A 25128-nucleotide genomic window follows, 5' to 3' on the forward strand; every position below is an offset into this window, starting at 1 on the left:
TGACCCCGTTTATTTAAATGTATAATTCTTAACTCATTTCATAGAGTTCTAAAATTAAATATGCTTAGATATCTGTTACAAAAACAATAACAACATGTGCACTTATGCTAAATAACTTATCATTAAGAAAAAAAATATTATTATTGATTGGCGGAACAATTACTATTTTACTGCTCATCGCCTCTACTTTTTTTGTTAACCATATTGCCAAACTATCCAGAGTTAATATAGAGCGTGAGGCTCAAAGCTACTTACAAAGCGAGCAATTATCAATGCAAAGTTACTTTGCTACATACGGTAAAGTAGTTGCCACCTTTATTAATAATCCGCATTTGGTGAATTTTTTTACCGCGTGGGATAAGCGCGATCAAGCCCTAGAAAATGCCAACGGCTACTTGGCTATAAATCAAGACTTTGTACGCATAAGTGCAAATGATGAAAATATTTTATCTGCTTTTTTTGCCTCAGCCACTACCGGCGAGTACTTTAAAGAAAACGAACGTACTGCATATTATAATGGCGAACCTTACTACGCGTACAAACGAGGTTGGTGGCAAGAAGCAATGCAAATTAATAAGCTTTACGTAGGCCCTATTTCGGTAGACTTAACCACCGGCGATGCCTCAGCAGTTGTACAACAACCTGTTTATAACCCACAAGGCAAATTAATTGGTGTGGGCGGCGTTGACTTACAACTTAATAAAATTAACGACATGGTCGAAAACATTCGCTTTAACGGCCAAGGCTATGGCTTTTTATTAGATGATCAACAAAAAGTTGTGCACTTTTCAAAAGCATCTGGGCATAAACTCTCTGTCACCGACGAAGGCCCTAACGGTAAAGACGGACTCGATGCGCTTGAACAACAATTTAATAATACCTCAGGGTTTAAAACACTTAACAGTGCAATGCAAAATAACCTCGCGGGTAGCCAAACTGTTATGCTTAAAGGCGAGCAATTTTATGTGGTTTATAACCGCCTACAATTAGAGCAGCCTCATTTAGATTGGTATGTGGGTTTATTAATTCCAACCAGTATGATTGAAGCCCCGGTAAATGCTGCGGTTACAACCACTACAACCGCCGTTATCATTATTTTAGTGATTATTTTAGCAATGATTTTATGGGCCACCCATATGATTTCAAAACCAATCACTACACTCACGCATATTATGCGCGACATTGCTTCTGGCGAGGGTGATTTAACCCAAAAAATTAATATTGATAGCCAAGACGAAGTAGGCCAACTGGCTAATCATATGAATACCTTTATTGATAAGTTGCGAGCGATGATGCTAGACACCGCAGCACAAGCTGAGCAATTAAGTGCCGCTGCCGATCAGCTTAAAACGGTATCGCAACAAACGAATTCAGAAATTCAGCAAGAAAAACAACAAGTAGATAGTGTTAGTGCCGCAGTGACAGAAATGGCCACTACCGTGCAAGAAATATCACGTAACGCACAGCAAACAAATACCGCGGCAGAAGAAGTACAAGCAATTACTGCCGATGGTGCAAGCCGCTCAAGCCAAGCACAAAGTGTAATGAGTGCGCTGGCTGAACATATTGGCGAAGCCTCTAAGGTGGTTGCCGGGCTTGAGCAAGAAAGTAATAACATAGGCGCATTGGTTGATGTAATTAACTCAATTGCCGATCAAACCAACTTACTCGCGCTTAATGCAGCCATAGAAGCGGCCCGCGCCGGAGAACATGGCCGCGGCTTTGCCGTTGTTGCCGATGAAGTTCGCTCGTTGGCGAGTCGTACACAAGAGTCAACCGACGATATTCGCAATATGATTACCCGTTTACAGCAAATTGCTCAGCAAGCCTCTAGTATGATGCTACAAGGGCAAAAACAAACCGAGGACTCTGTGTTGCAAACAAAAGAAGTACTTAGCTCACTACAAAGCATTGCCCTGTCGGTAACTAAAGTACAAGATCAAAGTCATCAAATTGCCACCTCTACCGAGCAACAAACGGTAGTAGCAGAAGATATTAATACCAGCCTTAGTGCTATTAATAGTTTAGTTAATAGTACCGCAGAGCATGCACACACACTTGCCAATGAAGCACATGATTTAAGTGACCTTGCAGGGGCATTAAATAAAACGGTAAACCAGTTTAAACTATAAACGCCGGCTACTTATATTTAAGCGCTTGAGGATAAACTTTAAGCGCTTATTCCCCCCCTTGTTTTTAATTTATTCAGCACCATATCTTTGAGTGACTGTTGATATTTCAAAGTGGAAACTTACTTAATATCACTAGCTTTGCTAGCAGTTTTCACCTCGTATAAAAATATATAGCAATTTTATGTACTAGATTAAGTTTTTCTGTTTTTAATCCATATCTTTTTAGTGAGATGGTTTGTTGTTTAGCAGAGTCTGGTATAGTAGCACACGTAATAAACAGTGCTTTTTGAACGGTTTAATACAAAATTGCTAATTAATGTGTCCTCGGTGTTACTTTAAAGAATACATTAATTATCAATTGTTAAAAATGGGTTAGCCGATGTACGGCTGGCAAAAAAATACATTGTAACGGTTTTATCATGATATCTAATTTATTTACCAAGATTTTTGGTAGTCGCAATGACCGCACTATTAAAAACCTAAGAAAGACGGTCGCACTGATCAATGCACTTGAAACGCAATTAGAAGCGCTTTCTGATGACGACTTAAAAGCGAAAACAGCAGAGTTTAGAGAACGTTACGATAACGGACAAAGCCTTGACGACTTACTGCCTGAAGCATTTGCTGTGGTACGTGAAGCATCTAAACGTGTAAATGGCATGCGTCACTTTGACGTACAGCTACTCGGTGGCATGGTACTGCACCAAGGCCGTATTGCAGAAATGCGTACCGGTGAAGGTAAAACTCTCACAGCTACATTACCTGCTTACTTAAATGGTTTAACTGGTAAGGGCGTACACGTAATTACCGTGAACGACTACCTAGCTAAACGCGATGCGGAAACTAACCGTCCGTTATTTGAGTTTTTAGGTTTAACAGTAGGCTGTAACGTACCGGGTATGATGCCACAGCAGAAAAAACAAGCTTATGTTGCCGATATTACGTACGGTACTAATAATGAGTTTGGTTTTGACTACCTGCGTGACAACATGGCATTTAGCATAGATGAGCGTGTACAACGTCCATTATTTTATGCTGTTGTCGATGAAGTGGATTCTATCTTAATTGATGAAGCCCGTACGCCCCTTATTATTTCAGGCCCTGCTGAGGACAGCTCAGAGCTATACACTGAAATTAATACCATGGTGCCTTTACTTGAACTACAAGAAAAAGAAGACGAAGAAGGTATTGAAGGCGATGGCGATTTCACTATTGATGAAAAGTCTAAGCAAGTTCATTTAACTGAACGTGGCCAAATTAAAGTTGAAGAGCTACTTACTGAGCGCGGCTTAATTGCAGAAGGCGATTCGCTTTATTCTGCAGCCAGCATTACGCTACTAAGCCATGTTTATGCAGCGCTTCGTGCTCATAAGCTTTATCAAAGAGATGTTGATTACGTTGTAAAAGAAAACGAAGTTATCATTATTGATGAGCACACTGGTCGTTCAATGGAAGGTCGTCGTTGGTCAGAAGGTTTACACCAAGCTGTTGAAGCTAAAGAAGGCGTAAATATTCAAAACGAAAACCAAACGCTTGCATCTATTACCTTTCAAAACTATTTCCGCTTATACGAAACACTTGCGGGCATGACAGGTACAGCCGATACGGAAGCATTTGAGTTCCAGTCTATTTACGGCCTAGACACTGTTGTTATGCCAACTAATAAGCCGATGGTTCGTGATGATCGCGCCGACTTAGTGTACCTAACGCAAGAAGAAAAATACGAAGCTATTTTAGTTGATATTAAAGACTGCCAAGAACGCGGACAACCTGTACTTGTAGGTACTATTTCAATTGAAAGCTCTGAGTATTTATCGCAATTTTTACGCAAAGAAAAAATTAAGCACAACGTACTTAATGCTAAATTTCATGCGCAAGAGGCTGATATCGTATCAGACGCTGGCCTACCAGGCACAGTAACGATTGCCACTAACATGGCTGGCCGTGGTACCGATATTGTACTTGGTGGTAACTGGCACAGCGAAGTTGAAAAGCTTGAAAACCCAACTGATGAACAAATTGCTGAAATTAAAGCTGCATGGAAAATACGCCATGACGCAGTAATTGATGCAGGTGGTTTACACATTATTGGTACTGAACGCCATGAATCTCGTCGTATAGATAACCAATTACGTGGTCGTTCTGGTCGTCAAGGTGATGCCGGTTCAAGCCGTTTTTACTTATCGATGGACGATGCGTTAATGCGTATTTTTGCTGGCGAGCGCATGACTAACATGATGCGTAAACTAGGTATGCAACGCGGTGAAGCTATTGAACATCCATGGGTTAACCGTGCGATTGAAAATGCACAGCGTAAAGTAGAAGCACGTAACTTTGATGTGCGTAAGCAATTACTTGAGTACGATGACGTAGCAAACGATCAACGCCGTGTGGTTTACTCACAGCGTAACGAACTACTTGAAGAAGGCGATATTTCAGAAACTATCACGGTTATTCGTGGTGATGTGCTGAGTAATATTATTGATCAGTACATTGCACCGCAAAGCTTGGCTGAAATGTGGGATGTACCTGGCCTTGAAGAGCGCTTAAAACAAGACTTCTTAATTGAATTGCCAATTACTCAGTGGCTAGCTGATGACAATAAACTCTATGAAGAAAAACTTCGTGAGCGCATTGAAGAGTCGGTTGGGCAAGCATATAAGCAAAAAGAAGAGATGGTAGGCGATTCAGTACTACGTCAATTCGAAAAAGCGATTATGTTACAAAGCCTAGATCAGCATTGGAAAGATCACCTGGCAGCAATGGATCATTTACGCCAAGGTATTCATTTACGTGGTTATGCGCAAAAAAATCCAAAGCAAGAGTACAAGCGTGAATCGTTTGAGCTATTCGCTGAAATGCTAGAAAACTTAAAAATAGATGTAGTAAGTATTTTAAGCAAAGTACAAGTACGCGCCGAAGAGGATGTTGAAAAAGTAGAAGAGCAACACCGTAAAAGTGAAAACGCTCCTCGCGAATATCAGCATGAAGAAGTTGAGCATGTAGGCGGAGAAGCACCACAAAGCGCAACTGTAATGGCACGTAGCGAGCCAAAAGTAGGCCGTAACGATCCTTGTCCTTGTGGCTCAGGTCAAAAATTTAAGCAATGTTGTGGTAAATTAAAATAATCCAATAGTGTAATAAATTTCGTAAAAAGCGGCGCTTGCGTCGCTTTTTTTATGGTGTTTAAGGGAGATAAAATGACTAGTATAATTGTAAATGTGGCTGTTGGCGTAATTAAAAAAAATAACGCTCTGTTTATTTGCAAGCGGGCAAATGATCAACATCAAGGAGGTTTGTGGGAGTTTCCTGGTGGTAAAATTGAAGCCGGTGAAAGTGTATTTAGAGCACTTAAGCGTGAACTTCAAGAAGAGATTGGCATCACTATTTTTAGTTCCAGTGAGTTGCTAACAATAAAACACGATTACGATGATAAAACGGTAAAGCTGAACGTACATGTGGTGAGTAACTTTAGTGGTGAAGCACATGGCGCAGAAGGGCAAGATAATGCTTGGGTAAGTATTGACGAGCTAGATAACTACGAGTTTCCAGCAGCTAACGTCGATATTATTAGCGCTATAAAAGCGAAATATATTTAACGCTTAATATTTGGCTATACTCTTTTAGTAAAATAATAATAACAATAAACCGCCATTATTAGGCAGCTACATCGAGTAGGGTGAGGCTTTTGCCTCATCCCTCTCACAGAACCGTACGTACGGGCCTCGTATACGGCTCCTGTATTCTTCTATCCCTTCGGCTTATTTTCTAAACGCCGATTGAGCAAGCCATCCTGTACTTACTTTTTCCATTGAATATAAACCTTGCTCCTCAAACCATTGGTTTGGCATCGCTACATTCGATAATGGACTTAGAGAGTTTCGCCATGAGTTCATTTTGATGAACTTAAATGGCGGCTTTTTCCCTAATTGTTTTAGTCGCTTATGCAACCTCGCTGGGTTTTTCCACAACCTTAACTGAATTGCCCTTAATCGTCGTCTCACCCACCTTGCCAACAAATTTAGCACTCGTTTACAATTGGCTATACTGAAATAATTTACAAAGCCGCGCACCACTGGATTGAGTCTTTTTATTACTTCAATTAAGTTCATGCCACTATTTCGCTTTGTTAATCGTTTAACTCTTTGTTTAAAGCCTTTGAGTTTTGTGGCTTGGATACGCGTCCAATTACTGCCTATCTCCACTCCCAAAAATTTTACGCCTTCACTACTATGCGCTATGTGCGTTTTCTTTTCGTTGACTGTTAACTTTAAGCCTTTTTCGAGTATCTGAGTCGCTACTGTGAGTGCATTCTTGGCTGCTTTTTCTGTGCAGCATAAGATCAATATGTCGTCGGCGTACCTCACTATTCTGTGATTTCGCTTTTTCATTTCTTGATCAAATGCATCTAGGTAGATATTCGCCAACAGTGGACTGATAACACCACCTTGTGGACTTCCTAGCTCACTCGCTTCCCAATTATTGCCTATCATTACTCCGCTTTTTAAAAACTGTTTGAGCAGTTTTAAGATGCTACCGTCTGTCACTTTGCTTTTGACGCTGCTTATGATCAAGTCGTGATCGAGTAGGTCAAAACACTTCGACAGATCCATATCAACCACCCACTCACGGTGATATTTACGAATAAATACCGTGGCTTTGCTGATGGCGTCATGACAACTTCGTTTCGGCCTGTACCCATAACTTGATGGGTGAAAGTCGATGTCGAAGAGCGGTTGGAGAATGTTCAATAGTGTTTGTTGTACTATGCGGTCGCGAACTGTTGGAATTCCCAGCAGTCTCACACCACCATCATCTTTCGGTATTTCTATCCGTTTGACTGGCTGTGCGCGATACTGCTTGCTTTGCAGTTCACCTTGCAGTTGTTTCAAGTTTTCTTCTAAATTCAAGGCGAACGCGGCTATGGACTGCCTATCTATTCCGGCCGCTCCTTTCGCTGCTTTCACTTTTTTGAATCCCTTGTACAGGTTATTAATATCTAATAATTGCCCATACAAGCTGTAGTAAACTGTCATCAATTGCCTTTGCTTACGGTATGTCTGTCGTTTCACATTGATGTATAGTGGTGTTCTTCATGAGGACATTAGGTGTGCTAGCCGAATGGCAATCTGCCTAAGTGGTCGCTCATTACTCCCATGCTCGGCCTTCAGTTCTCAGCGTCCACATTCCTGCTTAGCCGTCATCTCTTGCCTATTTCCGTCGAAATACATGTGAGCCTATACGTCGATACTCCTGATTTTCATACACTTAAAGAATACTTCCCCCCTTCGCAATCAATTAAAACTTTTGATTAAAATTGACCCTATCAAACATTCTGTTGATAGTCGGCTTGGTTTTGTCCTCCACACCATTACTGGCTTTCATCGGCCTAGCCTTACTCACTACTACGGGTTCATCTGCCACCTCACACCGACGTTAAACCTTGGGTTTCCCCTTGAGTTTAGGCCACTTATTTACACTAAGTTTAGATGCCAGGCTTCCCCAGTTACTGCACTGGCTCCCTGTTAGAAATCCCACCCTCAAGCACAGTATTGGTCTGACTAAGTATAGGGCGTTGCGCTATTTTGCACGCTGACCCACCAATACTGCCGAAACAGGTTACGGTTAGTTGTGTACCTCTAACTTCTTATGGCTTCCTTCAGACCCCACCGTTGGCCAGTGACGCCCTTGCCATTCAGATTATCTTCCCCTTAGTCAGGGTAATAAGGCATCTTTCAGCCTATCGGGTTTGCCAGCTTCGCTGGGCAAACAAAAAGGCCAGCAAGTTAACACTTGCTGGCCTTTTTAGTTAGATACTTTCTAGTTAGGTACTTTCTAGTTAGGTAATTAAATTACCAAATTTTTACGCGGTCCTCTGGTTTAATATACATTTTGTCGCCTTCTTTAACGTCAAATGCTTTATAAAACTCAGGCATATTCGATAAAATACCAATTACGCGGTAATGACTAGGCGAATGCGGGTCGGTCATTAAGCGGTTACGCAGCGCTTCATCACGATACTTACGACGCCAAATTTGTGACCAGCCCATAAAGAAGCGCTGATCGCCAGTGTAGCCATCAATCACTGGAGCCTTAGAGTTACCTAAAGATAGCATATACGCTTTATGTGCAACCGTAAGGCCGCCTAAATCGCCAATATTTTCGCCTAACGTCAATTCACCATTTACGCCAGCATCAGTAAAAGGTTTGTATTCATTATACTGAGCAACTAAAGCCGCGGTTCGCTGTTCAAACTGTTTAAGGTCTGACTCGCTCCACCAGTTACGTAAATTACCGTCGCCGTCGTATTTAGCACCTTGGTCGTCAAAACCATGGCCTAACTCATGACCAATTACCGCGCCAATAGCACCGTAATTTACTGCATCATCTGCTTCTAAGTTAAAAAATGGCGGCTGTAAAATAGCTGCTGGAAACACAATTTCGTTATTTACTGGGTTGTAGTATGCATTCACAGTTTGTGGTGTCATGTGCCACTCTGAGCGGTCTACTGGTTTACCCAATTTGGCAATCATATCGCTGTAAGCCCATTCGCTATAACGAATGTAGTTACCGACTAATTCATCAGGGTTAATCTCTAGTGCTGAGTAGTCTTTCCACTTATCTGGGTAGCCAATTTTAGGTGTAAACTTGTCTAGCTTTTGTTGAGCGGCAATTTTAGTTTCCGGGCTCATCCACTCTAAATTTTCAATCGCAACACCGTAGCCTTTAATTACGTTATCAACCAACTCTTCCATACGCGCTTTCGCTTCTGGTGGAAAGTTCTCTTTAACGTACACTTTACCTAAAATCTCACCTAGCACACTGTTTGAAGCATCAACCGCTTGCTTCCAAAGTGGCGCTTGTTCTTCTACACCACGTAAAGTTGTACTGTAAAAGTTAAACTTAAGGTCCACTAACTCTTTATCGAGTAACTGCGCGTAGTTACTTACAAAGTGAAACTTAAGGTAATTTTGCCATGTTACTAAATCGGTGTTTTTATAAATAGTCGCAAATTTTTCAAAGTAGCTCGGCTGGCTAATAATTAACTCTTCGGTGTTTATGCCTATCGCTTTAAAGTAACTAGCAAGATCAAAGTCACCCATCAGTTTATTTGCTTGTGCAAGGCTCATTTTATTATAAGACTTGGTTGCATCACGGCTCTCTACTCGACTCCACTGCACCTCAGCAAGATTTTTTTCCAGCGCTAATACATTTTTAGCCACAGCCTCTGTATTTTCAACCCCTGACTTGGCTAATATTTTAGCAATGTAAGCTTGATAAGAAGCACGAATTTTAGTGAACTTTTCATCATCTTTTAAATAATAATCACGATCGGGTAAACCTAACCCAGCTTGATACGCATACAATGCATTTTCGCTGGAGTTTTTAGCGTCATTATTTACATACCAACCAAATGGCAAGTCGCCGCCTTTAATCTGTAATTGCGCCATTAAAGTAACTAAATCTTTTTTACCTTTAACGGCGTCAATGCTTGCCAATGATGGCTCAAGTGGCTGGATGCCAAGTTCTTCGCGCGCTTCTTCTGCCATGTAGCTATTATAAAATGCCGCCAACTTTGCTTCATCACTGCCTTTTTCAACATTGCTATTTGCTGCCGCACTTTCAAGTACTGTTTTCATCGCCTTTTGCGACTCGTCATATAATTGCGAAAACGAACCATAGTTAGATTTATCGCCAGGAATTTCGGTTTTAGCTAGCCATTGACCATTTACATGGTAATAAAAGTCATCTTGAGCGCGTACCGATTTATCCATATTTTCCAGCTCAATACCCAAGGTAAAAGGAGCTGGAACTGGAGCGCTAACCGCGGGAGTTTCGTTTACTTTAATTTCTTGTTGTTCACCACAACCAACCAACCCAAGTGCCAGCGCAATACCTGCGGCGGTCATTGTTATTTTAATCATAAGGATTCCGTTTGTTAGTTAAAATAAATACCTATTTCATTAATATTCAAATACCAGCAGCATAAAGCTGCGTAATGACATTTTATGTACTTTTACTTAATGAAATAAGCATTAACTGCAACCTAGTTAATAGGCGTATTAAGTAGCTATCATAAACCCCATTGGGGTAACAATAAAATTGAATATGTAACAAAGTATTTTAATGCGATGAGTGACCCACATAGTGCTATCAATAACTATGTGAGCTTATAAACGAGTTATTAGCAGCTAGGTTTTACGCTTTGCGTGCAGCGCTAAACGCTCTAACTTTTCTTTTAGCGAAGGGGGGGCTGAGGCGGCTATGGCATTTAAATAATCGGCTGTTTGTTCGCTCATTTTACGAGAATTAGTTATTGGGGTATTAATGGTTTTACTTACTGCGCCCAAGCGTTGTGTTGCTTGTGGATTAGCGGTAATTTTTATTTGCCCAAGCTCAGCCATGCCCGCGGCTCTAAAATGCGAGAGCATATCCATTTTTAAGTAATTTAGTCTAAGCGCAATAGGCGCAGATACCGCTTCGATCATTAAAGTACCATCGCGGTAGTTACTCACGCGGCATTTATCACCCAGTTTGGGGCCTAAAAAGTCTTTAAGTAAGGTTTGCTGGGTATCGAGTGCTTGGCTTTTACCTGCATAAGCCGACAAGCGGTTATTCAGTCCTGCCATAATGTCAGTTAATGGTTTTGGCGCATACCTGTCTTTAGCCATTTAACACCTCGTAAAAACTCAATAATGCGGTTACTCAAATCGAAATAACCCTCGACTTGAGTATACACTGAGCGCAGTGACTAAGCGCCCGCTATTTGCATTTGTTCAATTAACACAGAGCCAGTTTGAATGCCACCACGGCGCTCTATGTCGCCACCAATAGCTGATATTCCTTTAAACATATCTTTTAAGTTACCGGCAATGGTAATTTCGCTTACTGGATATTGGATTTCGCCATTTTCTACCCAAAAACCAGCCGCACCACGCGAGTAATCACCAGTTACTGTATTTACGCCCTGCCCCATTAGCTCTGTTACTAATAAGCCTGTACCCATGGTTTTAAGTAGCGCGGTTAAATCGCTATGTGTTTGCTCAACTAACCAGTTATGTATACCGCCAGCGTGCCCTGTTGGTGTCATATTCATTTTACGCGCAGCATAGCTTGCAAGTAGGTAAGTTTGTAACTCGCCACCTTGAATGATTTCTCTATCAAAGGTTTTAACACCTTCGCTGTCAAACGGCGACGATGCGAGCCCTTTGAGTATATGCGGACGCTCGGCAATATTTACGCAATTGCTAAATACTTGTGTACCTAGGCTATCGAGTAAAAAACTCGATTTACGATACAGCGCACCACCACCAATGGCCGACACTAAATGGCCAAATAATGAATTAGCAATGTCAGCTCTAAATATTACCGGTACTTTCATGGTGCCTAATTTTTGGCTATTTAATTTAGCTAAAGTTTCGGCTGCAGCTTCAAGCCCCACTGCTGCGGCATCATTTAAACCAGCTTGATCGCGTGCTACGGTGTAAGCAGAGTCGCGTTGCATTTGCTCGCCATCTTTACCAATTACCATAGTACTTATGCTGTGGCGAGTACGCGGAAAACCAGCAATTAAACCATGGCTATTGCCATAAACACGCAAACCTTGGTGCGATGAAAAACTTGCGCCGTCTGAGTTAACAATGCGCTCATCCGCATTTAACGCTGCTTGCTCTGCAGCATGACAAAACTCAATACCTTGCTCTGGGCTTACATCCCATGGATGGTATAAATCGAGATCTTTGGGTGAAAACTCAAGTAGCTCTTTATCTGCAACACCGTTAAAAGGGTCGTCTGAGGTGAATTTTGCAATATCAATGGCTTTTTCAACCACAGTGCGTAGCGTTTTAGGGCTTAAATCTGCGGTAGACGCAGAGCCTTTATTATTACCTACATACACACTAATGCCTAAACCGCCATCTTGGTTAAACTCAATGGTTTCTACTTCGCCCATGCGAGTGCTAACCGACAGCCCTGAAGTGCTAGACATAGCCGCTTCTGCCGCTGTGGCACCGAGTTTTTTCGCATGCTCGAGCACTGCTGCTACCGCATCTTTTACTTGAGATATTTGAGAATAAATTGGATCGTGTTGTTGGCTTTTCATAAATTAAGTCCTGAGCCTTGAAGGCAATGTTGCACACATTTTTTATATTTAAATGCTAACACACTCAATGCATCACATCAGCTAATATTCCTCTGTATGATAATCATGTATAATGGCAGAAGTTATTTTTATTTAAGAGCACCCCATGGCGAAGAAAAAAAGCAAGCCTGCTGATATTGAAGAAGAAATTGAATATGTCTCAAAAACCGAACTGAAGCGTGAAGCACAAGAATTTCATCAGTTAGGGACTGAAATTGCCAAAATGGGTAAAAAGCAGCGTGAGCGCTTGCCATTAAATGATGATTTAAAAGCCGCAATGGTTGTTGCCGATAAAATTAGCAATAAAAGCGATGCTTATCGTCGTCATTTAAACTACATAGCTAAAACACTGCGCACCGTAGAGAACATCGATGCTATAAGATCAATTATCGATGTTATGCTTAATAAAAATAACCAAGCTGAAGTGTTGGTCAAAAAAATTGAGCAATTACGTGCAGACCTAATTGAACAAGGTGATGACCTAATCAATGAGACTATAGAGCAGTTCCCATCGCTTGATCGTCAACAAATGCGCCAGCTAGTTCGTAATGCAGCTAAAGAAGCGAAAGATGAAAAACCTGGTAGAGGTTACAAAGAGCTATTTCAATATTTGAAAGATGCCCATCAAGTTACTTACTAACAGATTAAAAAATATACTTTAAAAAGGTGCTACGGCACCTTTTTTTGTTGTAGATCAACCCGCCCTGCTAAACATTTTTTTATAATCAGCACCTAAATAATATACCAAGGTGCGCGTGATGATTAAACTTCCAAAATGGGATCAAACCCTAATAAATAAATATAATGTGTCTGGCCCACGTTATACATCGTACCCCACGGCACTGTCGCTAACTGAGGGCTATCAACAGCAAGACTTACTCAGTGCGATTGAGTCATCAAACAGCCGTGCATTGTCTTTATATATACATATTCCGTTTTGTAGTCAGCTTTGTTATTACTGTGGCTGCAATAAAATTATTACTCGCCATCAGTCAAAAGCCGACACCTACCTTGATTTTTTAGCCATAGAAATTGCAGCCCAAGCGCCTCTATTTAAAGACTACACCCTAGAGCAACTACATTTAGGCGGTGGTACACCTACCTTTTTAACTACGCAGCAAATGAGCCGTTTAGTTAAACTTTTGGAGCTGCACTTTAATTTTACCGACGCCACTGAGCGTGGTATTGAAATTGACCCTCGATCGCTTGCCGATAACATGTTGGTTGATTTAAGTAACTTAGGTTTTAACCGCGTATCATTTGGTATTCAAGACTTTAATGATGAAGTGCAGCTAGCAGTAAACCGTCCGCAAAATGCCGATACAGTAAAGCAGTTAATCACCCAAGCCCGTGAATTAGGGTTTAAATCGATTAATGCCGACATGATTTACGGCCTCCCATTGCAAACGCCACAAAGCTTTAAACAAACCATAGAGCAGTTGCTTGAGCTTAGCCCTGATCGTGTTTCGGTATTTAATTACGCTCACCTTCCAGAGCGTTTTGCAGCACAACGTAAAATTAAAGATGCCGACTTACCCAGTGCACACAACAAGCTAACTATGTTTAAAAACACCTTAGAGCAAATGACTCAAGCCGGTTATCAATTTATTGGTATGGACCATTTTGCTAAAGTTAATAACGAACTCGCTGTGGCACAAAATGCGGGGCAATTACACCGTAACTTTCAAGGGTATACTACCCACGGAAACTGCGATTTATTAGGTTTAGGGGTTTCATCTATATCACAAATTGGCACTGCCATTTTACAAAATCAAAAAGAGTTAAAGCATTATTATCATAGTGTAGAAACGCAAAGCGGCTGTGCCATCACCAAAGGCATGCACTTAAGTGCCGATGATGTAATACGCGCTGATGCAATTAAACAGCTTATATGCCAGTTTGAGTTAGATATGGAGGCATTTAGTGCCAAACATGCACTTAACTTTAACCACTACTTTGCTGATGCACTAACGGCAATTGAGCCTTTAATTGCTGATGGGATGGTCACTATTGAAAATAATATGATTAGTGTCACTGCTAGAGGTAATTTATTTATTCGTATTATTTGTATGTGCTTTGACGCTCACTTACAAAAACAGCTAAATGCAACGCGTTTTTCTCGGGTTATTTAACCCTCAGCCCGAGTAGTAAATTTAAAACGAAAAAGCAGACCTGAGGTCTGCTTTTGTATTTTGTGCTTTAAATTATTTAAACGCTGATTAATTAAATACCACGTTTTCGCTGCCAGGGGCGGCTTTAAACTCAATAATAATTTTAGCACAGTCAGCTATAATCTCATCTTTATGTGTCTCTTCGGCACGCCAGCGAGCTGTATCTAACTTAAATATTTCTTTTTTGGTATATTTTTTACGCGCATCATGAGTCGGCATTTCTTTAACTACTTGGTACATTTTATAAATGCCCGAGTATTTTGTCGTTAAATCTTGCTCGTCTTCAAAACCATATTGCGACATAAGTACCCAAATACGTAAACAGCCTTCTGAAAACTCACACTGCTGTTCATGCATTGCACGCGCGATTAAATGAATGCTGTCGGCTAATTTGGCGTTACGCTTTAAACGCGACTGCTTAAGCTTTTGCTGTTGCTCAGCCTGCTTTTTAACAATCAGTTTTTTTTGCGCGCTTAACTTATAAAGCAACTGACCCGCATAAAATGCTAAGCCCACTATAATAGCAGCACCTACAAATAAGGCTAAGATCACCGCTGTACTCATTTAATAACCCTTATTACTTGTCTTCTTCGTCTAACCATTCGTTAGCAAGATCGTTCGATAAATACTGATCGAAGTCTGAATTACTTTCTTCGCTAAAGTCATCTTCAAACTCTTCTTCATCTTCATCCTCGATACCAAGCAATTTACACAATGCTTGATGACGAGCAATACGACTATTAAAGTACTTAGCATCTTTACCCGTTAGCATTTCGCCATTTTCATGACGCTCTACTAATTTAAGTAAGCGCTCATCATTTTCAAGTGCTTCTAGCTCTTGCTCAGGCGTAAACTCTGGCTCTGCTGACTTTTTAAGCTCAACAGTTGGCTTTAAGTTACGTTTTATTTCTACTTTAGGTGCAGCTGCAACAGCTATTAATGGCACAGGTTTTTTACTGCCAATGCGTTTATCTTTAGTTCCCGTGTTACTTTTTTGGCTATCATCATTTAATAGCTCAGGGGTATTACGAGATCCAGGCTTAGCACCTTTGGTTTTTTTAACACGTTGCTCTTTTAATGCACGCATTTCTTTAAGCTTATCTTGGCTTAAACGTACTGGTCCATTTGCTGGGCTTTTGCGTGACTTTTTAGTTCTACTCATATCTTGATCATCTCACTTAAGAGGTTTTGGGCGAGGCGCAAATCAATGGGCATCGCAATGCTGGCCTAGCCAGAAGAATTCAGTTTGCGCTTTAGAGGCTGGGTTTCTCTATTTAGCGCTTAAAACAGCTTACTGCTCGTTTTTAAACGGTGGCTATTGTAACAGGACAAATAAAAAGGCGGTAGAGAAAACATCTCTACCGCCTACTAATCTGAGCGCCATTATCTGGACACTTCTCCCTTCGACTTTTTAGTCTTTATTATTGTTATTATTTTTACCTATCCCTATTATTATTATTTTTACCTTCCGTGTAGCATTCCATTTTGTTTTTATTATTAAACTTCCATGAGTTTTTATTATTTTCGGTCTTCCTAACGCTTTTTTGTTATTTCCTTTGCTAGCACCAATTTGTGCTATGTAGTCGTGTCGCGCTACTGTCCTTATAGCTTATTCCATTTTGTTATTGTTTTTTGCGACAGGGGTTAATGTACCTGTTAATAATTTTGTTACAACTAATTTATATATCTTTTATTAAAAGGATTATAACAAAAAACACAAAAACCATTACATTACATCAAGTTAACAATTTAATGGTTTTTAAAATAAGACTTATCTCACAGCTATGCATGGTCAATGTCTTACATGAATAAAGACTATAAAAGTAATTTTAAGCACATCGAGTAGGGTGAGGCTTTTGCCTCATCCCTCTCACAGAACCGTACGTACGGGCCTCGTATACGGCTCCTGTATTCTTCTATCCCTTCGGCTTATTTTCTAAACGCCGATTGAGCAAGCCATCCTGTACTTACTTTTTCCATTGAATATAAACCTTGCTCCTCAAACCATTGGTTTGGCATCGCTACATTCGATAATGGACTTAGAGAGTTTCGCCATGAGTTCATTTTGATGAACTTAAATGGCGGCTTTTTCCCTAATTGTTTTAGTCGCTTATGCAACCTCGCTGGGTTTTTCCACAACCTTAACTGAATTGCCCTTAATCGTCGTCTCACCCACCTTGCCAACAAATTTAGCACTCGTTTACAATTGGCTATACTGAAATAATTTACAAAGCCGCGCACCACTGGATTGAGTCTTTTTATTACTTCAATTAAGTTCATGCCACTATTTCGCTTTGTTAATCGTTTAACTCTTTGTTTAAAGCCTTTGAGTTTTGTGGCTTGGATACGCGTCCAATTACTGCCTATCTCCACTCCCAAAAATTTTACGCCTTCACTACTATGCGCTATGTGCGTTTTCTTTTCGTTGACTGTTAACTTTAAGCCTTTTTCGAGTATCTGAGTCGCTACTGTGAGTGCATTCTTGGCTGCTTTTTCTGTGCAGCATAAGATCAATATGTCGTCGGCGTACCTCACTATTCTGTGATTTCGCTTTTTCATTTCTTGATCAAATGCATCTAGGTAGATATTCGCCAACAGTGGACTGATAACACCACCTTGTGGACTTCCTAGCTCACTCGCTTCCCAATTATTGCCTATCATTACTCCGCTTTTTAAAAACTGTTTGAGCAGTTTTAAGATGCTACCGTCTGTCACTTTGCTTTTGACGCTGCTTATGATCAAGTCGTGATCGAGTAGGTCAAAACACTTCGACAGATCCATATCAACCACCCACTCACGGTGATATTTACGAATAAATACCGTGGCTTTGCTGATGGCGTCATGACAACTTCGTTTCGGCCTGTACCCATAACTTGATGGGTGAAAGTCGATGTCGAAGAGCGGTTGGAGAATGTTCAATAGTGTTTGTTGTACTATGCGGTCGCGAACTGTTGGAATTCCCAGCAGTCTCACACCACCATCATCTTTCGGTATTTCTATCCGTTTGACTGGCTGTGCGCGATACTGCTTGCTTTGCAGTTCACCTTGCAGTTGTTTCAAGTTTTCTTCTAAATTCAAGGCGAACGCGGCTATGGACTGCCTATCTATTCCGGCCGCTCCTTTCGCTGCTTTCACTTTTTTGAATCCCTTGTACAGGTTATTAATATCTAATAATTGCCCATACAAGCTGTAGTAAACTGTCATCAATTGCCTTTGCTTACGGTATGTCTGTCGTTTCACATTGATGTATAGTGGTGTTCTTCATGAGGACATTAGGTGTGCTAGCCGAATGGCAATCTGCCTAAGTGGTCGCTCATTACTCCCATGCTCGGCCTTCAGTTCTCAGCGTCCACATTCCTGCTTAGCCGTCATCTCTTGCCTATTTCCGTCGAAATACATGTGAGCCTATACGTCGATACTCCTGATTTTCATACACTTAAAGAATACTTCCCCCCTTCGCAATCAATTAAAACTTTTGATTAAAATTGACCCTATCAAACATTCTGTTGATAGTCGGCTTGGTTTTGTCCTCCACACCATTACTGGCTTTCATCGGCCTAGCCTTACTCACTACTACGGGTTCATCTGCCACCTCACACCGACGTTAAACCTTGGGTTTCCCCTTGAGTTTAGGCCACTTATTTACACTAAGTTTAGATGCCAGGCTTCCCCAGTTACTGCACTGGCTCCCTGTTAGAAATCCCACCCTCAAGCACAGTATTGGTCTGACTAAGTATAGGGCGTTGCGCTATTTTGCACGCTGACCCACCAATACTGCCGAAACAGGTTACGGTTAGTTGTGTACCTCTAACTTCTTATGGCTTCCTTCAGACCCCACCGTTGGCCAGTGACGCCCTTGCCATTCAGATTATCTTCCCCTTAGTCAGGGTAATAAGGCATCTTTCAGCCTATCGGGTTTGCCAGCTTCGCTGGGCAAACAAAAAAAGCAGCCTAAGCTGCTTTTTTGTACATATTGTAGTTTATTACATTAATAATAATTAAATAAATAAATACAACTTTAGTGTAAGCCACCTAAGTACTGCGAAAGTACTTCAATGTCTTTATCTGTTAATTTCTTTGCAATATCTTGCATCACACCATTTAAATCATTTTGGCGTGTGCCATCACGAAATTTTTCAAGTTGCGCTTTAACGTAACCTGGATGCTGAAAAGAAACTTTTGGAAATTTTGCAAGTGACGAGCCATTACCACGAGGGCCATGACATGCAGCACATCCTGGAATACCACGATCTGCATCACCTGCTTTGTAAAGTATTTTACCGGTTTCAACTACGTCTTTAGGCGTAGCTTCTTCGCTCATGTTTAGTGATGCAAAATAAGCCGACAAATCTTTCATATCCTGTTCGCTTAATGGCATAGCCATTGCGCTCATAACCGGATCCATACGACCTTTTTTGCCACCTGAGGTCATACCTAGTTTTAAGTCTTGAAGTTGCTTATAAATATAATCGGCATGTTGACCCGCAAGCTTAGGATAGATATTAATCGGTGCATTACCGTCTGGGCCGTGACAAGCCGCACACGTTACTGATTTTTCTTTACCTGCGTTTACATCGCCTTCAAATGCTGTTGCGTTGCTTGCTGACAACGCACCAAGCAATATAGTTAAAGATAGTGCTATTTTTTTCATGGTGAATTCTCTGTTTCCGACCCTGTATCATCTACAATATGGATGTTGTGATTTTTATATTCTACACGATAATAAATTCTCTGGCACGTTTTCTACTCATATTAAACTTATAATTTATAGGGTTTTGCCTTAGGTTAAGCTTTAACTTGGTTTAAATGTGCTGTATATGGTGGTTTAACAGCTTTTTAATAACTCCTTTATAGTATAAAATACGCCCCATGAGCGAATTTAGCTCAATGTGATCATTTTTAAGTTTTAGGAGAGCCCGTGCTCAAATCTCGTATCAAATATAATACCGCGTCTTTCGTTACAAGCGCTCCAGACATTACTAAATTACCTGCTGATACGGGAATTGAAGTTGCGTTTGCCGGTCGCTCCAATGCAGGTAAATCAAGTGCTCTTAATGCACTTACCGACCAAAAATTAGCGCGTACCAGTAAAACTCCTGGACGTACTCAGCTAATAAATACCTTTGAACTTGCTGATGTTGATGACATGCGCCTTATCGATTTACCAGGCTATGGCTTTGCTAAAGTACCAATTGAAATGAAAAAGAAATGGCAGAAGTCGCTAGGCGAATATTTACAAAAGCGTCAGAGTTTAAAAGGTATTGTAATTTTAATGGATATTCGTCATCCATTAAAAGATTTAGACCGTGATTTAATTAATTGGGCTATTAGCAGTGAAATTCCTGTTTTAGCGCTATTAACTAAAGCAGACAAATTTAAACAAGGTCCGCGTCAATCACAAGTACTTAAAGTTCGCCGTGAATTAAGCGCCCTTGATGGTGATATTACGGTACATGCATTTTCATCACTAAAAGGTACTGGCTTGCCAGACGTTGCCAAAAAACTTGATGAATGGTTTTTAGGCCCAGTTGTAGCGGTACCACCTGCTGAAAAAATACTTAACGATGACACTAACCCAGCAAGCTAATTTATTCTGCAAGGCTTAAAAGCTTACACATTCGATAAATAGCCGAGCTTATCTGTCTCGGCTATTTCAGCCTATTGCATTAATAGCATACACTTTTTGCCACGCACGCATTACAAACCTAAGCCATTATTATCCGCTATTACTCGAGTTTAGGATAAATAAAACGGCTCCCCGGCAGATGTTATAAAATAACCCTGTTTATCAGTATTGGCTATTTTAGCCCATTGCATTAATAGCATACACTTCTTGCCACGCACGCATTACAAACCTAAGCCATTATTATCCGCTATTACTCGAGTTTAGGATAAATAAAACGGCTCCCCGGCAGATGTTATAAAATAACCCTGTTTGTCTGTCTGGGCTATTTCTGCCCATTGATAAAATACACTTCTTGCCACGCGTGCACAGCACCCATAAGGGAGTTGTATATAAGGCACGGCTGCATCTTTGTAGTCTTGTATATATATAGGTTGCTCAGCACTGATGAGCCATTGTCTGTCTAGGTTATCTATACAACAAAGCACTTGTCCTTGCTCGGTATTTTCAAATCGCCAGGCAACAATAATAAAGGGGGCGTCTTCAACCGTGATGGCTATTTTTTCGACCGGCGTTTTTAAATAAAACTGCTCACCCTCTTTACACAATACCGAGGCAAACAGCTTTACCATAGCCGGGCGTGTTATTTCACTGCCAGCATAAAACCATTGCCCTTGGTCGTTAATAACCATTGGCAATGATCCACAGTGAGTTGGTTGCCAACTATCAAAGGGTTTACTTGGCTCGCTTAATTGCTTGCTTAGTTGGCTAAGGGAAATCACTGCTTTTTAAATGTCAGTGCAAAAGTAACAGGTACGGCAGTCGCAATTGACGGTAAACCCGCTAATTTTTGTAATTCCATAATGCCCTCTGTAATTGCAAAATCATTACTATTAATAATAATAGGACTGAAAGAAGACACACTTAAATCACCATTTTCTGCACTGCTAACCAGCACATCTATAGTAAGCGGCTTTTTATTACCATGAAAATCAAGTTCCGCATTAATCCCTTTAAGCACATACTGGCCAGGTTTTTTAATACTGCTGAGCTGCGATGCTAGATCTGCGGTTAATATGGCATTTGCAAATGTATCGGCTTCAAATAATAATTTTGTTAAACGCTCATTACGAATGGGGATCAGTGTTTCTGCCGAGGTTAAGTCTACATTTACACTAAACTCACCTTTATCTGATAACTTGCCTTCAATATTAGTAAAGTGATTTGCTTCAGCAATACTATTTTTTTTGATAGAAACAAAGCTTAATTGGCTTTTATCGTTTACTAACTGCCAATCGGCCTGAGCGATATTAGAAATAACTAAACTTGATAACGACAAACCTGCAATAGCTAATGCTTTAAACATGACGAATTCCTTCTATAAATGAACAATACCCCATTCATTAGAACCACAAATGAATAGAAAGTACTTTTTATGAGCTTATATGGTATCACCTAAAGGATTAAGTGTAATTATAGAATAATAAATGGGGAATAATTAAGGTTAGGAATAAAAAACGGCCCATCAAATATATGATAGGCCGGTATAGCAAACTGGGGAGAAGCTATGAATAATTGCATCTTCGCAGATGCATCATCAACAGGATGTCCTACAGGATGAGGACGGCGCGACTTTAACAAAAGCCAGCGCACTAGTACAATAAAATTCTAGATAATTTGTGTATATTTGCCAACACCTTATGATTTAACATGGGTCTTTTCTTTGGTTAACTTTTATGTAACTAAAGCGGCTATTTATTTAAGTAATTAATATTTTTATACTGACATAAAAAAAGTGCCCTTAGGCACTTTTTTGTCATTTTATTATATAAACTTAGTGAGCCTGTTCCCAGTTGTCGCCTTCATCAGCTTCAACTATAAGTGGTACATCAAGAGTAGCCGCTTGCGACATTAGTTCGCAAATATGCTTTGTGTAAGCATCAACACAGTCTGTTTTAATTTCAAATACCAACTCATCGTGTACTTGCATTAATAGCTTAACGGTATTGGGAGCTTGCTCGTATACCCAACTGTGTACACTTAACATTGCCTTTTTAATGATATCGGCAGCAGTGCCTTGCATTGGCGCATTGATTGCTGCGCGCTCAGCTCCTTTTCTTCGTGCACCATTTTGGGCTTTTATTTCTGGTAAATATAAACGGCGTCCAAAAATAGTCTCTACATAACCGCTTTCAGCGGCCTTTTCACGCGTTGTTTCCATATATTCTAAAACACCTGGGAAACGCTCAAAATATTTATCAATATAATGCTGCGCTTCATGGCGTGGCACATCCAGCTGGCGTGCTAAACCAAATGCCGACATGCCATAAATTAAGCCAAAGTTAACCGCTTTAGCTTTACGACGCATATCGCTGGTCACTTCTTCTAAACTTACACCAAATACTTCTGCTGCAGTGGCACTGTGCACGTCTAAACCATTAGCGAACGCACTTAATAAACCTTTATCTTGTGAAAGATGCGCCATTATACGTAGCTCAATTTGGCTATAATCGGCAGCGACAATTTTATAGCCATCGGCCGCTATAAACGCTTCACGAATACGACGCCCTTCTTCTGAGCGAATTGGAATATTTTGTAAATTAGGATCGGTTGAACTTAAACGCCCAGTTGCCGTTACGGCTTGATGATACGAGGTATGCACACGCTGCGTTTTCTCGTTAACCATTAACGGTAATTTGTCGGTATAGGTTGATTTAAGCTTTGATAAACCACGGTGCTCAATAATTACTTTAGGCAGTGGATAGTCGTGCGCTAATTCTTGTAATACTTCTTCTGCGGTAGAAGGCGCGCCTTTAGGCGTTTTTTTAATTATTGGCAGTTCCAGTCTTTCAAACAACAATACTTGTAGTTGTTTTGGAGAACTTAAATTAAATGGTTCACCCGCTATTTCATACGCTTCTTTTTCCAGCTCCAATAAACGCTCGCCTAAGCGTTGGCTGTGCGCAGCAAGCATTTTGCTGTCTATTGCTACACCAGTGCGTTCAATATCAGAAATAACATTAACCAGTGGCATTTCTATATCTTCGAATACTGATTTTAGTTTTTCGTCAGCGGCTAATTTTGGCCATAAAACTTGGTGTAAACGCAGCGTAATATCTGCATCTTCAGCGGCATAGGGGCCGGCTTTATCTAGCTCTACTTGATTAAAAGTAAGTTGCTTTTTACCTTTACCAGCAATATCTTCAAAGCTGATATTTTTATGGCCTAAAAATTTAAGTGCCAGTGAATCCATATCATGGCGCGTACCCACACTGTTAAGCACATACGATTCAAGCATGGTATCAAACTTAATACCGTTTAATTCATAACCCGCATTTGCTAATACGCTTTTATCGTATTTAAGGTTTTGCCCTACTTTAGCTTTTTTGGCATCGGCTAGAATAGGTCCTAATTTTTGCATTACAAACTCAAGGCTTAGTTGCTCAGGTGCACCCGGATAGTCGTGAGCAACGGGTAAATAAGCAGCTTCACCGGCTTTTACCGCAAAGCTCATACCTACTAACTGTGCTTGCATGTAATCAAGGCTGGTTGTTTCTGTATCAAAGGCAAATAGCTCAGCATCATTTAGCTGCTCTATTAATGCATCAAACTGGCTCTCGGTTAAAATAGTTTCGTATTGTGCCTCTGCTACTTTTGGTACTTCGTTAGCCTCAGTGGGAACAGCTAAGTGTGTTTCGGTATCTTTAGGGTTATCGAGTAACTCAGCTAACCAACGACGAAATTCACATTCACCATAAAGCGCAATTAGCTCATCTTTATTGGGCTCTTGTAACTTAAAGGTATCAAGATCCGACTCAACCTCAACATCACACTTAATAGTAGCAAGTTGATAGCTTAAAGGCAGATGATCTAGCGCAGCTGCTAACTTTTCTCCTATTTTACCTTTGATCTCGCTGGCATTATCCATAACGCCCTGTAGCGATCCGTATTTTTCTAACCACTTAACCGCAGTTTTAGGACCACACCCTTCTACCCCTGGAATGTTATCTACTTTATCGCCCATTAAAGCTAAATAATCGATAATAAGCTCTGGGCCCACACCAAACTTTTCAACTACAGTAACAGGATCCGAGATACTGTCGGTCATGGTGTTTATAAGCGTTACATGTTCATTTACCAACTGCGCCATATCTTTATCACCGGTAGAAACCAGTACGTGGCGCTTTTGCTCTGAAGCTATGCGCGCAAACGTACCAATTACATCGTCGGCTTCAACACCTTCAATGCTAATAAGCGGAAAACCCATTGCCTTAATAATACGGTGGATTGGCGCTATTTGCGTGCGTAAGTCATCTGGCATTGGCGGACGGTTCGCTTTATATTCGCTATACATGTCATTTCTAAAGGTTTTGCCTTTAGCGTCAAATATAACCACCATATGCGAGGGATCATATTGTCTGATCAAACTTTTTAGCATGTTGATCACACCATATATCGCTCCGGTCGCTTCACCTTTTGAGTTAGTTAAATGTGGCGGTGAATGATAAGCACGAAATAAATATGAAGAGCCATCAACTAAAATAAGTGGGTTTTCGGGGATCTGAGCCATGGTGAATTTGGATCCTAAATACAAAAAGTAAGATAATTATAAGCATGCCATAAGGCAGTGAATAAAACGACTGCGAATTAATACTACTGATGTTGATTAATTCAGAACAAACTGTGGATAACTTTGTAGATAACAGCCACAGGCCATTCTTCCAAAGCATTAAAAAACGCTTAGAAATAAAGTTAACTGGTTGTTTTTACTAAAAAAGATAATACGAGGTTCTTTTTTTATTATTTTTTTACCAATGTGGAAAAAAGTTTTAAGCGTTACATCCGCTGTTAGTCATTGCCATTATTTGCATCCATTTAAATAACTGGACGAGCATTCTAGCATAATGGATCAAAGATCATAGCGATCCTTTATAATTTTTTTCACTGTGGTTGATCACCAAATGGCATATACCCTATGATCACTCGCTTAGCGAACAGTAACTATACAAATAATTTTTCAAACAGATTATTTTTGCCATGTTAAACTTGAAGGTCTGTTGA

The 25128-nt window shown here is 40.5% G+C and carries 17 protein-coding genes; 6 read left to right on the top strand and 11 right to left on the bottom strand.

The genetic code is table 11. The features are described 5' to 3' along the window. Positions 1 to 104 precede the first annotated feature (104 nt). The 3 genes from PNIG_RS15145 to mutT all read left to right on the top strand — a co-directional run bounded on the left by PNIG_RS15145 (position 105) and on the right by mutT (position 5731). Complete coding sequence (locus PNIG_RS15145; RefSeq protein ID WP_089368817.1) at positions 105 to 2132, top strand: methyl-accepting chemotaxis protein; 2028 nt, start codon at positions 105 to 107, stop codon at positions 2130 to 2132. Positions 2133 to 2551: 419 nt separating this feature from the next. Beyond that, the gene (secA, locus tag PNIG_RS15150; protein WP_089368818.1) at positions 2552 to 5260 is read left to right on the top strand and encodes a preprotein translocase subunit SecA; all 2709 of its coding nucleotides are present in this window, start codon (positions 2552 to 2554) and stop codon (positions 5258 to 5260) included. 72 nt (positions 5261 to 5332) lie between these two features. Then, the gene (mutT, locus tag PNIG_RS15155; protein ID WP_011329387.1) at positions 5333 to 5731 is read left to right on the top strand and encodes an 8-oxo-dGTP diphosphatase MutT; all 399 of its coding nucleotides are present in this window, start codon (positions 5333 to 5335) and stop codon (positions 5729 to 5731) included. 162 nt (positions 5732 to 5893) lie between these two features. Here mutT and ltrA (PNIG_RS15160) read toward each other — a convergent pair whose 3' ends face one another. The 4 genes from ltrA (PNIG_RS15160) to pmbA form a co-directional block, all read right to left on the bottom strand. Further along, a complete protein-coding gene (gene ltrA / locus PNIG_RS15160) occupies positions 5894 to 7168 on the bottom strand; it encodes a group II intron reverse transcriptase/maturase (RefSeq protein WP_089368512.1) in 1275 nt (424 codons plus the stop codon). A gap of 816 nt (positions 7169 to 7984) precedes the next feature. Next, positions 7985 to 10057 (bottom strand): M13 family metallopeptidase, encoded by a 2073-nt coding sequence (locus PNIG_RS15170; RefSeq protein WP_089368820.1) that lies wholly within the window; start codon positions 10055 to 10057, stop codon positions 7985 to 7987. Positions 10058 to 10324: 267 nt separating this feature from the next. Continuing rightward, positions 10325 to 10804 (bottom strand): DUF721 domain-containing protein, encoded by a 480-nt coding sequence (locus PNIG_RS15175; RefSeq protein ID WP_011329389.1) that lies wholly within the window; start codon positions 10802 to 10804, stop codon positions 10325 to 10327. A gap of 80 nt (positions 10805 to 10884) precedes the next feature. After that, positions 10885 to 12234, bottom strand: a complete 1350-nt coding sequence (pmbA, locus tag PNIG_RS15180; protein ID WP_089368821.1) for a metalloprotease PmbA — start codon at positions 12232 to 12234, stop codon at positions 10885 to 10887. 145 nt (positions 12235 to 12379) lie between these two features. Between pmbA and yjgA the strand changes: the two genes are divergently transcribed. Further along, positions 12380 to 12913 (top strand): ribosome biogenesis factor YjgA, encoded by a 534-nt coding sequence (gene yjgA / locus PNIG_RS15185; protein ID WP_011329391.1) that lies wholly within the window; start codon positions 12380 to 12382, stop codon positions 12911 to 12913. 118 nt (positions 12914 to 13031) lie between these two features. Further along, complete coding sequence (gene hemN, locus PNIG_RS15190; protein ID WP_011329392.1) at positions 13032 to 14405, top strand: oxygen-independent coproporphyrinogen III oxidase; 1374 nt, start codon at positions 13032 to 13034, stop codon at positions 14403 to 14405. Positions 14406 to 14492: 87 nt separating this feature from the next. Here the strand turns inward: hemN and PNIG_RS15195 are convergent, their stop codons facing one another. The 4 genes from PNIG_RS15195 to PNIG_RS15215 form a co-directional block, all read right to left on the bottom strand. Beyond that, positions 14493 to 15008 (bottom strand): DUF2489 domain-containing protein, encoded by a 516-nt coding sequence (locus PNIG_RS15195; RefSeq protein WP_011329393.1) that lies wholly within the window; start codon positions 15006 to 15008, stop codon positions 14493 to 14495. Positions 15009 to 15021: 13 nt separating this feature from the next. Then, positions 15022 to 15606, bottom strand: a complete 585-nt coding sequence (yihI, locus tag PNIG_RS15200) for a Der GTPase-activating protein YihI (RefSeq protein WP_011329394.1) — start codon at positions 15604 to 15606, stop codon at positions 15022 to 15024. Between the two features lie 767 nt (positions 15607 to 16373). After that, entirely contained in the window at positions 16374 to 17648 is a 1275-nt protein-coding gene (gene ltrA / locus PNIG_RS15205; protein WP_089368512.1) for a group II intron reverse transcriptase/maturase, read from the bottom strand. Between the two features lie 814 nt (positions 17649 to 18462). Beyond that, positions 18463 to 19095 carry a c-type cytochrome gene (locus PNIG_RS15215; RefSeq protein WP_011329395.1) on the bottom strand — a complete coding sequence of 211 codons (633 nt, stop codon included), beginning with the start codon at positions 19093 to 19095 and terminating at the stop codon, positions 18463 to 18465. Between the two features lie 267 nt (positions 19096 to 19362). Here PNIG_RS15215 and yihA point away from each other — a divergent pair, with 267 nt between their 5' ends. Further along, positions 19363 to 20031 (top strand): ribosome biogenesis GTP-binding protein YihA/YsxC, encoded by a 669-nt coding sequence (gene yihA, locus PNIG_RS15220; RefSeq protein ID WP_058374289.1) that lies wholly within the window; start codon positions 19363 to 19365, stop codon positions 20029 to 20031. A 299-nt stretch (positions 20032 to 20330) separates the two neighbouring features. On the opposite strand, the gene PNIG_RS15225 is transcribed toward yihA, so the two are convergent. The 3 genes from PNIG_RS15225 to polA all read right to left on the bottom strand — a co-directional run bounded on the left by PNIG_RS15225 (position 20331) and on the right by polA (position 24637). Continuing rightward, positions 20331 to 20849, bottom strand: coding sequence for a DUF1285 domain-containing protein (locus PNIG_RS15225; protein ID WP_041454598.1), 519 nt, complete (start codon positions 20847 to 20849; stop codon positions 20331 to 20333). After that, complete coding sequence (locus PNIG_RS15230; protein WP_011329398.1) at positions 20846 to 21433, bottom strand: YceI family protein; 588 nt, start codon at positions 21431 to 21433, stop codon at positions 20846 to 20848. Before PNIG_RS15230 ends, PNIG_RS15225 begins: the two co-directional genes overlap by 4 nt. A gap of 468 nt (positions 21434 to 21901) precedes the next feature. Then, complete coding sequence (gene polA / locus PNIG_RS15235) at positions 21902 to 24637, bottom strand: DNA polymerase I (RefSeq protein WP_089368822.1); 2736 nt, start codon at positions 24635 to 24637, stop codon at positions 21902 to 21904. Between the last annotated feature and the right edge of the window lie 491 nt (positions 24638 to 25128).

It is taken from the genome of Pseudoalteromonas nigrifaciens (assembly GCF_002221505.1).
Lineage (GTDB): Bacteria > Pseudomonadota > Gammaproteobacteria > Enterobacterales > Alteromonadaceae > Pseudoalteromonas > Pseudoalteromonas nigrifaciens.

Coding starts and splice junctions, on each gene's coding strand:
- polA (WP_089368822.1), bottom strand. CDS start 24,637: ATGGCTCAGATCCCCGAAAACCCACTTATTTTAGTTGATGGCTCTTCA.
- PNIG_RS15195 (WP_011329393.1), bottom strand. CDS start 15,008: ATGAGTACAGCGGTGATCTTAGCCTTATTTGTAGGTGCTGCTATTATA.
- pmbA (WP_089368821.1), bottom strand. CDS start 12,234: ATGAAAAGCCAACAACACGATCCAATTTATTCTCAAATATCTCAAGTA.
- PNIG_RS15175 (WP_011329389.1), bottom strand. CDS start 10,804: ATGGCTAAAGACAGGTATGCGCCAAAACCATTAACTGACATTATGGCA.
- yihI (WP_011329394.1), bottom strand. CDS start 15,606: ATGAGTAGAACTAAAAAGTCACGCAAAAGCCCAGCAAATGGACCAGTA.
- ltrA (WP_089368512.1), bottom strand. CDS start 17,648: ATGACAGTTTACTACAGCTTGTATGGGCAATTATTAGATATTAATAAC.
- mutT (WP_011329387.1), top strand. CDS start 5,333: ATGACTAGTATAATTGTAAATGTGGCTGTTGGCGTAATTAAAAAAAAT.
- hemN (WP_011329392.1), top strand. CDS start 13,032: ATGATTAAACTTCCAAAATGGGATCAAACCCTAATAAATAAATATAAT.
- PNIG_RS15230 (WP_011329398.1), bottom strand. CDS start 21,433: ATGTTTAAAGCATTAGCTATTGCAGGTTTGTCGTTATCAAGTTTAGTT.
- ltrA (WP_089368512.1), bottom strand. CDS start 7,168: ATGACAGTTTACTACAGCTTGTATGGGCAATTATTAGATATTAATAAC.
- yjgA (WP_011329391.1), top strand. CDS start 12,380: ATGGCGAAGAAAAAAAGCAAGCCTGCTGATATTGAAGAAGAAATTGAA.
- PNIG_RS15215 (WP_011329395.1), bottom strand. CDS start 19,095: ATGAAAAAAATAGCACTATCTTTAACTATATTGCTTGGTGCGTTGTCA.
- PNIG_RS15170 (WP_089368820.1), bottom strand. CDS start 10,057: ATGATTAAAATAACAATGACCGCCGCAGGTATTGCGCTGGCACTTGGG.
- PNIG_RS15145 (WP_089368817.1), top strand. CDS start 105: ATGCTAAATAACTTATCATTAAGAAAAAAAATATTATTATTGATTGGC.
- secA (WP_089368818.1), top strand. CDS start 2,552: ATGATATCTAATTTATTTACCAAGATTTTTGGTAGTCGCAATGACCGC.